Below are 8,191 nucleotides of genomic sequence, written 5' to 3'. Positions count from 1 at the left end.
GAAGCAGTCTCGCCTAGCGATACCGGTACTGAGGAGCCGGCTACCGGACGAAAGGTAACCGCGCCTCACAGCAGGTCGCCAGGCCTGTAGGAAAAATCTGGAATTACCGAGAGCGCCCGGACTCCAGCGCCGGCATGCTGGCAGAGCCCCGCAATTTCACGGCCAAAACCGCCGTACCCTCTGTAATCGCTGATTACGTCGGGGGCGCATTGCTATGCCTGCAGAATGGTTTCAGGGCCTTAGAAACAAAAAAGCCCACCTAGATAGGCGGGCTACTTCATATTGACATCACATCAATGCGGGCCTAATTTTTGGCCCAGACGGCTGCAAGGCTAGAACGGTGCAACACTCCCTTCCTAGACCTACGCAACTCGCCCTCGAAAATGGTGGGTCGTGTAGGATTCGAACCTACGACCAATTGGTTAAAAGACAATTGGCCTAGGTTTCTCTAGGAAGGGTTTCTACCCAGCCACCTTTCACACCAGCAGCCTCTAATGACCCCACATTAGAGGCTGTAGACATGAATGCGAAAGCGACTTCGGTTGTATCCACCAAGGGTGGTGTAGGGAAATCCACCACCGCCGCCAACCTCGGTGCATTTTGCGCCGATGCTGGCCTGAAGACCCTCCTCATCGACCTGGACCCCGTCCAGCCCTCCCTATCTTCGTACTACGAGCTACCTGAAGTCGCCCAGGGCGGCATCTACGACCTGCTCGCCGCCAACATAACTGACCCAGCGAGGATCATCTCCAGGACGATTATCCCCAACCTGGACGTCGTGATTTCCAACGACCAGAACAACCAGCTCAACAACCTACTGCTCCAGGCGCCCGATGGCCGGCTTCGGCTGGCAAACCTCATGCCGTCCCTGAAGCAGGACTACGACCTGGTGCTGATCGACACACAAGGTGCGCGCTCCGCTTTACTCGAAATGGTCGTGCTCGCATCGGATCTGGTTGTTTCCCCCCTGCAGCCCAACATGCTCACTGCCCGCGAGTTCAACCGCGGCACAATGCAAATGCTCGATGGACTACGTCCCTACGAGCGCCTCGGCATGCGGATCCCCAAGGTTCAGATCGTCATCAACTGTCTGGACCAGACCAATGACTCCCGGGCGATTCACGAGAATGTGCGTGCCATCTTCGATGAGCATCAGGACATTTCTGTGCTCGAAACGACTGTCCCGGATGCCGTCGTGTTTCGCAACGCAGCATCGCGCGGGCTACCAGCGCACCGCCTCGAAACTCGGCAACCCTCGAATCGCACATCAGCGCCCGCCCTGGAAATCATCCGTAACCTGGCCATCGAGGTCTTTCCCGCATGGACTGACCGCTTCCTCGCACTGACGCCGGAGGCGGTAGCAGCACTGGTCAAGGGAGGGCGCTGACATGGCGAAGACTCCTATCACCCAAGCCCGCGACGTCGACGCGGAACTTGTGCTGCAACTGAACAAGTTCGGCAGCGCCGCCGACCTTCGGAGCCAACAGGCCAAGTTGACCGGCGCTGCGCGAGAAATACGCAAGCTGACTGGTGGCGGTACCGACCTGTTCGGGAAGCTGGGTTGCTACTTGAGCTTTGAACAAAAGCAGCTCCTGCAAGACGCTGCGCGCTTGCTCGACTCGGTGAACCAGCAGGTCGAGCATGCGAAGGAAAAGCGTGATCGCGACGAGAAACAGGCCAAGAAGCGGCGTGAGCTGCGCGGGCGCCTGGCCAAGAAACTGGTCGCCTCGAACTACCCGCTTCCGGGAAATACGCTCGAAGAGCGGCTGGAAATCCTGCAGATCGCGTTGATCTACAACCGGGCCAAGGTGTTCGATCCCCTGTACTCCACCCGAGAACTCCACTCAAGACTGAAAGGTTGGCTGGAGCGTCCCAAGCAGCTCATCGGGTGGCGCAGTGAAGCCGAGTATTTCGCTAGTCAGGTGGGGAGACTGCGATGTGAGTTCATTAGTCATCTGATTGACGAAATCGCCTACGACGATGGCAGTGAAGTCGAGGAGCGCCTGCGCGTCATCAAGCAGAAGGTCGCTGACTGCATCGCACAGATCGCTCTGACCAGCGATGAGCAGGAAACCCTTCGGCTCTGGACAGACGCTCTGCAATCGGCTCCGGAGGGCCTCATATGAACCTCCAGAACCGCAACAACCTCATCCTGAGCCTGATCGCCGAGACCCAGTTCGACGCCTACGTGCAAGGCTACATGGCCAAAGCAGGCGCTGCCGCCGGTGCTTCCGAGAATCTGCAAATCGAGGCTGAAGGTGCTGCGATGCTGCAGGGCCTTGTCGCTCCGGTTCGCGCTCAGCAGCGTGCCTGTGGACAGCCCCTGCAGAACGTCCTGCTCCAAATCGCCCACGACCTACTGTTGCAGACGAAGTCGCAACTGGCCATCGCGGCCAATGCCAGCTCGATCCACGTGATCCAGCGGGACATGAACAGGGCTATCTGGAATATCGCGACTGCCATCGATCACCTGGCCGAATTCGCCCAACCCTCCCAGGACACCGTGAAGGTCATCGAACGGCTGATGCTCTTCGTCGGCAGCTCGCCTAGCCCGGAAGGTCAGCAACTGGCCGCAGAGGCAAGTGCGGTGCTTGGCATGAGCGAGGGGGGCCTGGCATGAAGCCTATGATTCAAGCCCACCTGGTCGAGCGCGACCAGTTCGGCTTCTGGACCCATCCGAACTATCCGGACCTGGCCGACAACTGCTCCTCCAACGAAGCGCAGGAAACGCTGCGCCGGCTTGGCCTTGAGTTGCAGACCGTCTTCATGGAGTCGGATGCGCCTCGCCTCTACGACTCTGCCCGTTCGGACCAACGATACAGCGAGTGGATCCCAACGCGGCCCGAAGGCGCCGGTTGGTTCGTGCTGTCGATCCACGATACCGATAACGGCCCGGTGTGCCAGTACGTGCGACCGCTCGGAGAACACCTGAGTCCAATCGATCTCGATGCGGCAGCAGAACAGCATGAGCGCCTGCTCAGCGAGACTTGTGCCAAGGCCTTGAATCAGCGCGACGCCGCCCTGGCCGAAGTCAAGCGCAACAAGCTCACCATCGCGGCCATGAACGAGGCGCACGCGAAACTCGCCGCAGATCTGGAGGCCGTCCAAGCCAGGGTTGCGGGGTTGCATCGCGCTCTAAAGGTGATCGTTGACGCTGCAGACCACGGTTCTTGGCCGACAACCGTCCTGCACGGGATTGATAAAGCACGTGCCATGCTCGCCGCCGCCCCTTCCCAAGCGAAGCCCAACACCGACGACGGGCAGGGAGGCAGGCCATGAGTGAAGCCAAGCTCAAGCCCTGTCCACTCTGCGGCAGCACGAACATTCGAATGCTGGAACCCGAGCTGCTCGACACCGATGCCTGGAACTGTGCCATTGAATGCCTGGACTGCCGGGTTCAAATCGGGCCGTCCTACTGCGAGCCAGACCCGTTAACAGCAAGGTATTCAGCACAGGTCGACTGGAACAGGCGCCCAAGCGCAAAAGCCACCGAGCAGGGCTCAACCTGCTGCAAGGGGAGCGCGTAATGGACAAGCAAAAAGTCCTTGCCAAGGTCGAGAAGCTGATGGCCCTGGCGAATGCCAAGGGGGCCACGCCGAACGAAGCGGAAACCGCATTGCGCCAGGCCGCGATCCTGAAGCGCCAGTTGGACCTCAGCGAAGCGGAGATCTCGGCCCACACGGTGGAAACCGCGTGCGTTCCCACTCGAACCAGGCGCTCTCCTGCCCCATGGCTGCATGAACTGGCCGGGATCTGCGCCAGTTCCTTCGGCTGCGACTACCTGGCGGCATACGCGATGCCAGCGGGCTGGACGTTCAAGTTCATGGGCCGAGGGATCGGCCCTGAGCTAGCCGCTCACGCCTACTCTACGCTCAACCACCAACTGGTGGCGGCGCGCTCGGCTCATGTCGCTCAACAGAAGCGCTGCAAGCTGTCGACCAAGCGCCGTCGCAGCAAGCTCTTCGTCGAAGGCTGGCTTCTCGCAGTGCGTTCGCTGGTACGTGACTTTGCCGGCAGGCCGGACGAGTCGACTCAAGCAGCCATCAAGGCCTACCTCGAACTACACCATCCGGAGCTGAAACTCCTGGAGCCGGCAGCGCCGACGAAGCCCCTGGCCTATGACCAGGCTTCGCTGCACGCAGGCTGGGAGCACGGCAAAAACACTCGCCTGCACCGCGGCGTCAGCCGGCGAGTTCAGGGCGCGCTCGAGCAGGGAGGTTCCCGATGACTCGCTCTGCTCTCTCGAACATCGCCTACGAGGCTCTGGTGCGTGCCCGCCGCAAATTCAGCAACCGAGAGGAGCGCTGCATCCGTGAAACCTGGACCGCCGAACAGGAACTGGTGCTGCTGCGCCTGTATCCGGATATGCCGAACGAGGTCCTGGCAGCCAGGTTGAACAAAACGCTCCAGCAGATCTGCTCCAAAGCGTATCGGCTCGGGCTGAAAAAAAGCCCCGAGTTCTCCAAGAAGATCCGGCAGGACTGGGGCAGCGCAACTCGGTTCAAGAAGGGAAACACCCCATGGAACTGCGGCATGAAGGGGCTTCCCGCGCGAGGACGCTCATCGGAAACGCAGTTCAAGAAGGGGCAGAAGCCCCACACATGGCTCCCGGTCGGCAGCACACGGGTAAGTGCCGATGGCTACCTGCAACGAAAGATCTCGGATACCGGCTATCCCCCCCGGGACTGGAAGAGCATTCACATCCTGCTCTGGGAAGAACACGTCGGCCCCATCCCAACCGGCCATTGCGTCTGCTTCAAGGACAACAACAAGCAGAACGTCGTCATCGACAACCTGGAACTCATCACCCGGGCCGAACGCATGCGCCGCAACTCCATCCATCGCTATCCACCTGAGCTGAAGAGCGCAATCCGCGTCATCAGCAAGCTCAAGCGCACCATTCAGGAGGTCGAGCATGAAAAACAAGATTGAGGATCTGCGTAATCACCTCTTTGCCACCATCGAAGGCCTGCTGGACGAAGAGAACCCTCTGGATATCGAACGCGCGAAAGCGGTGGCTCATGTGGGTTCGGTGATCATCGAGTCCGCCAAAGTGGAGGTGAAAGCGCTGGAGATCATCGGCGCCCCGGGCGGAAGCACGTTCATGCAGATCGGCCGGGAGGACTCGAAGTGAGTGTTCTGGAACTCACGCCGCCGCACTCCGTCGAGGCGGAGCAAGGGGTACTCGGTGGCCTGATGCTGGACAACGCGGCATGGGACATTGTCGGCGATCACCTGCAGAAGGAGGACTTCTTCCGGCATGAACATCGACTGATCTTCACCGCCATCAGCGAGTTGGCCGCGAAGGACGCCCCGTTTGACGTCGTGACGGTGTCGGAAGCGATCGAAGACCTTCCAGAAGCCGGCGGGCTGGCCTACCTCGGCCAGCTCGCTGACAACACGCCCTCCGTGGCCAATATCGAGGCTTATGCGCAGATCGTTCGTGATCGGGCGCACCTGCGGCAGTTGATGTCTCTCGGGCACCACTGCACCAGAACCGCCTCGAACCACCAGGCGAATCCCTGTGAGGTTCAGGAGGAGATCGAGCAGAAGCTGTTCGCCCTCGGCCAAGATCAGCACAAGTCCGACTTTGTCGATATCAACAAGGGCCTCGCGAAGATCGTCGACACCATCGATTACCGCTTCAACAACAACGTGACGGTAACGGGGGTCCCGACAGGCCTGAAGGATCTCGACGAGCTCTCCGGCGGACTACAGAAGTCGGATCTCATCATCGTCGGTGCCCGTCCCTCGATGGGCAAAACGTCGTTTGCCCTCAACTTGATCGACGCCGCGCTGCAGAGCGACCAACAGAAGTCTGTCCAGGTTTACAGCATGGAAATGCCAGCAGAGCAGCTGCTGTTCAGGCTTGCTGCCCTGCTCGGCCACCTGGACCTTGGCAAACTGATGAAAGGCCAACTGCAAGAAGAGGATTGGCCCAGGCTGACCGTCGCGATCCAGCGCATAAACGACTATGGCAGCCGACTGGTCATCAACGACCAGGGCAACCTGACGCCGACAGAGCTGCGCGCCAAGGTTCGCCGTGCTGCCAGGAAGTACGGCCACCCCGTACTGATCCTGGTCGACTACCTGCAGCTGATGCGCTGCCCAGGCATGGAAAACCGAGCCACCGAGATCTCGGAAATCTCCCGCTCGCTGAAAGCACTGGCCAAGGAAATGGATTGCCCCGTCGTGGCCCTGTCCCAGCTCAATCGCAGCCTGGAGAACCGGCCGAACAAGCGACCGAACAACGCAGACCTGCGTGAGAGCGGCGCGATCGAGCAGGACGCGGACGTGATCATGTTCGTGTACCGCGACGAGGTCTACCACCCCAACACCGAGGCCAAGGGCATCGCCGAAATCATCATCGGCAAGTACCGCAACGGCCCTATCGGCACCGTCCACACCGCCTTCATCGCCAACCAGACCCGCTTCGCCGACTTGGCGCCGGGGACATGGCAAGGAGCCCATGCATGACCACTTCCCAGCACCTGGTCACCCACCAGTGCATGAATTGTGACCAGCACCACCCACACCACTTGGTGCGCCAGGTTCTCCCCGCCGAGAACACCCCGGAAGGTGAAGCCGAGGTGTTGGTCTGCCCCTGCTGCGGGAGCTACGACGTCCATCAGTTGGAGGCTGTCCGAGATGAACACTGAAGCCCGTTTCCCGAGTATCCACGCCTCGGCCGCGTTCACCGACTCGGCGGTGGTTCATGCCAATCACGTTGGGGTCAATCCGATCGAGCTGGACGCCCTCAGCCAAGTGATCTCGCGCCTTTCGCGGGACGAGAGCACGGTCGCACCCAGTTCGATGGAGCGAGAGCTTCGTGAGCTGGAAGAACTGGGGTACATCGAGATCTCGACCACCCAGGCCGGGACTCTGGTGGTCACTACGCGCGCTCCGGGGCAACTGCTTTCGGCCTACTTCTGGTCGGTATGGATCCCTCGCCACCTGTTCAGTTGCTCGCTGAAGGTGAGCTTGATGTCACACCTCTGCTGCGGCACTCAGGACTCCCAGCACCTCACTGCGGTGTTCCGCATTGCAGGCAGCAAGGACGCCGCACGTGAGTTCCTACATCAGTTGGCCAACAACTATCCCGGGCATGAGCCCGAGTTGCCCGAACTGGTGGCTGTACAGGTCGGTGATGCACTCAGCAAGGAGGCCGAATCATGAAGGCGTCCCAGACCTATCAGTGCATCGTCAAGTTCGATGGTGCCGGCTTCTGGACCAATACCATTAAGAAGCAGCGTGCGACCTGCACCTGGAGCGACAAGGTGGCAGCCTCCCGCCTTGCCGAACGGCTGTTTGGCGAGGACAACGCCTACATCACCCGTATGCCGGCACAGGCAGGCGACCACGAAAAGCGCATCGAGAGCCGCTGGGAGCTGTCCTGTAGAAATCCCAAGGAGGTAGCGTGCGATGGCTGACGTCACTGCCTACCGGCCGCTCGAGCACTTCCAGAAAGGCGAGCTGATGCTCGAGCTCAAGTTGCGTGAAGGTCCTTCGTGGATCTGTCTGAACTGCGGCTATCACCTGGATGGCAGCGGCGCACAGCCCTGCCCTGACTGCGGAAAGTCGCGCTACTGGACCAGCGGTTGGAGTGTAGGTCGTGGCCATCGCTTCTCGGCAGCAAGGGAAGAGTGGGAAAACCGCCTCAGGACACGGTCGCGGTCACCTGTCGCGTCAACGGCACCAGTAGCAACTGACGACGAATGCACTCAACTGCGCACAGAGGTCCGCATGCTGCGTTCCGCGCATGACGACCTGGCCTGCAGTCGGCAGAGCGATCGTCGCAGCCTTCAGACGCTGGTGAAACGGCTCCTGCATGCCGCTGCCACCGACAGCCTTCCCCGCTCCTTGGCAGAGATGGAGACCTGGCTGCAGCTCAACAGTAGTGAGGAGACCACGGATGCGTAGTTTCCTTCGCGGCGCCCGGGAAAGCGTCCGCCGGCTGGTGGCCTTCGCTCAAGCCGAAGGCTGGAGCGTCGACCGCTCCGCCGGCGGCCACTTGAAGCTCAGCAAGATCGGCTGCGCCTCGATCTTCATCTCTTCCACGCCAAGCGACGCACGCGGCGAGCTCAATGCCCGCGCCCTGCTCCGTCGAGCCGACAGGCAGCGTTCCCTGAACCAGGAGTCTTTCTGATGCCTATCAAACACGCCATCGTCCACCTGATCGAGAAGAAGCCCG

General features: G+C 60.7%; 13 protein-coding genes, 1 tRNA gene and 1 pseudogene. 14 read left to right on the top strand and 1 reads right to left on the bottom strand.

Annotation, left to right across the window (positions count from 1 at the left end):
• Window positions 1-384: 384 nt before the first annotated feature.
• A tRNA-Lys gene (locus HMPREF2886_RS34575) sits at window positions 385-501 on the bottom strand.
• Window positions 502-520: 19 nt separating this feature from the next.
• On the opposite strand from HMPREF2886_RS34575, the gene HMPREF2886_RS05725 reads away from it, so the two are divergent.
• The 14 genes and pseudogenes from HMPREF2886_RS05725 to HMPREF2886_RS05665 all read left to right on the top strand — a co-directional run bounded on the left by HMPREF2886_RS05725 (window position 521) and on the right by HMPREF2886_RS05665 (window position 8,146).
• Window positions 521-1,387, top strand: a complete 867-nt coding sequence (locus HMPREF2886_RS05725; protein WP_034021207.1) for a ParA family protein — start codon at window positions 521-523, stop codon at window positions 1,385-1,387.
• A 1-nt stretch (window position 1,388) separates the two neighbouring features.
• Window positions 1,389-2,126: a hypothetical protein gene (locus HMPREF2886_RS05720; protein WP_034021209.1), complete on the top strand. Its 738-nt coding sequence runs from the start codon at window positions 1,389-1,391 to the stop codon at window positions 2,124-2,126.
• Window positions 2,123-2,620: a hypothetical protein gene (locus HMPREF2886_RS05715; protein ID WP_034021211.1), complete on the top strand. Its 498-nt coding sequence runs from the start codon at window positions 2,123-2,125 to the stop codon at window positions 2,618-2,620. Before HMPREF2886_RS05720 ends, HMPREF2886_RS05715 begins: the two co-directional genes overlap by 4 nt.
• On the top strand, window positions 2,617-3,279 hold the full coding sequence (locus HMPREF2886_RS05710; protein WP_168172016.1) for a hypothetical protein: 663 nt from the start codon (window positions 2,617-2,619) through the stop codon (window positions 3,277-3,279). Before HMPREF2886_RS05715 ends, HMPREF2886_RS05710 begins: the two co-directional genes overlap by 4 nt.
• Window positions 3,276-3,488, top strand: a pseudogene (locus HMPREF2886_RS34225) (Lar family restriction alleviation protein); the annotation flags it as partial. The gene HMPREF2886_RS05710 and the pseudogene HMPREF2886_RS34225, both read left to right, overlap by 4 nt.
• Window positions 3,489-3,526: 38 nt before the next feature.
• Window positions 3,527-4,228 (top strand): DUF2786 domain-containing protein, encoded by a 702-nt coding sequence (locus tag HMPREF2886_RS05705; RefSeq protein WP_070746941.1) that lies wholly within the window; start codon window positions 3,527-3,529, stop codon window positions 4,226-4,228.
• Window positions 4,225-4,932: an HNH endonuclease signature motif containing protein gene (locus HMPREF2886_RS05700; RefSeq protein ID WP_003122069.1), complete on the top strand. Its 708-nt coding sequence runs from the start codon at window positions 4,225-4,227 to the stop codon at window positions 4,930-4,932. Before HMPREF2886_RS05705 ends, HMPREF2886_RS05700 begins: the two co-directional genes overlap by 4 nt.
• Window positions 4,916-5,134 carry a hypothetical protein gene (locus HMPREF2886_RS05695; RefSeq protein WP_003103847.1) on the top strand — a complete coding sequence of 73 codons (219 nt, stop codon included), beginning with the start codon at window positions 4,916-4,918 and terminating at the stop codon, window positions 5,132-5,134. Before HMPREF2886_RS05700 ends, HMPREF2886_RS05695 begins: the two co-directional genes overlap by 17 nt.
• Window positions 5,131-6,477 (top strand): replicative DNA helicase, encoded by a 1,347-nt coding sequence (gene dnaB / locus HMPREF2886_RS05690; protein ID WP_034021215.1) that lies wholly within the window; start codon window positions 5,131-5,133, stop codon window positions 6,475-6,477. Before HMPREF2886_RS05695 ends, dnaB begins: the two co-directional genes overlap by 4 nt.
• The gene (locus HMPREF2886_RS05685; RefSeq protein ID WP_003117029.1) at window positions 6,474-6,659 is read left to right on the top strand and encodes a hypothetical protein; all 186 of its coding nucleotides are present in this window, start codon (window positions 6,474-6,476) and stop codon (window positions 6,657-6,659) included. Before dnaB ends, HMPREF2886_RS05685 begins: the two co-directional genes overlap by 4 nt.
• Window positions 6,649-7,176: a hypothetical protein gene (locus tag HMPREF2886_RS05680; protein ID WP_033944242.1), complete on the top strand. Its 528-nt coding sequence runs from the start codon at window positions 6,649-6,651 to the stop codon at window positions 7,174-7,176. Before HMPREF2886_RS05685 ends, HMPREF2886_RS05680 begins: the two co-directional genes overlap by 11 nt.
• Entirely contained in the window at window positions 7,173-7,430 is a 258-nt protein-coding gene (locus tag HMPREF2886_RS05675) for a hypothetical protein (protein WP_019486081.1), read from the top strand. Before HMPREF2886_RS05680 ends, HMPREF2886_RS05675 begins: the two co-directional genes overlap by 4 nt.
• Window positions 7,423-7,920: a hypothetical protein gene (locus tag HMPREF2886_RS34220; RefSeq protein ID WP_126894799.1), complete on the top strand. Its 498-nt coding sequence runs from the start codon at window positions 7,423-7,425 to the stop codon at window positions 7,918-7,920. Before HMPREF2886_RS05675 ends, HMPREF2886_RS34220 begins: the two co-directional genes overlap by 8 nt.
• A complete protein-coding gene (locus HMPREF2886_RS05665) occupies window positions 7,913-8,146 on the top strand; it encodes a hypothetical protein (RefSeq protein WP_003103841.1) in 234 nt (77 codons plus the stop codon). The genes HMPREF2886_RS34220 and HMPREF2886_RS05665 overlap by 8 nt, the downstream gene beginning before the upstream one ends.
• Window positions 8,147-8,191: the final 45 nt, after the last annotated feature.

It is taken from the genome of Pseudomonas sp. HMSC066A08 (genome assembly GCF_001813025.1).
Taxonomy (GTDB): Bacteria; Pseudomonadota; Gammaproteobacteria; order Pseudomonadales; family Pseudomonadaceae; genus Pseudomonas; species Pseudomonas aeruginosa.
This window is presented reverse-complemented; position numbering and strand designations above follow the sequence as displayed.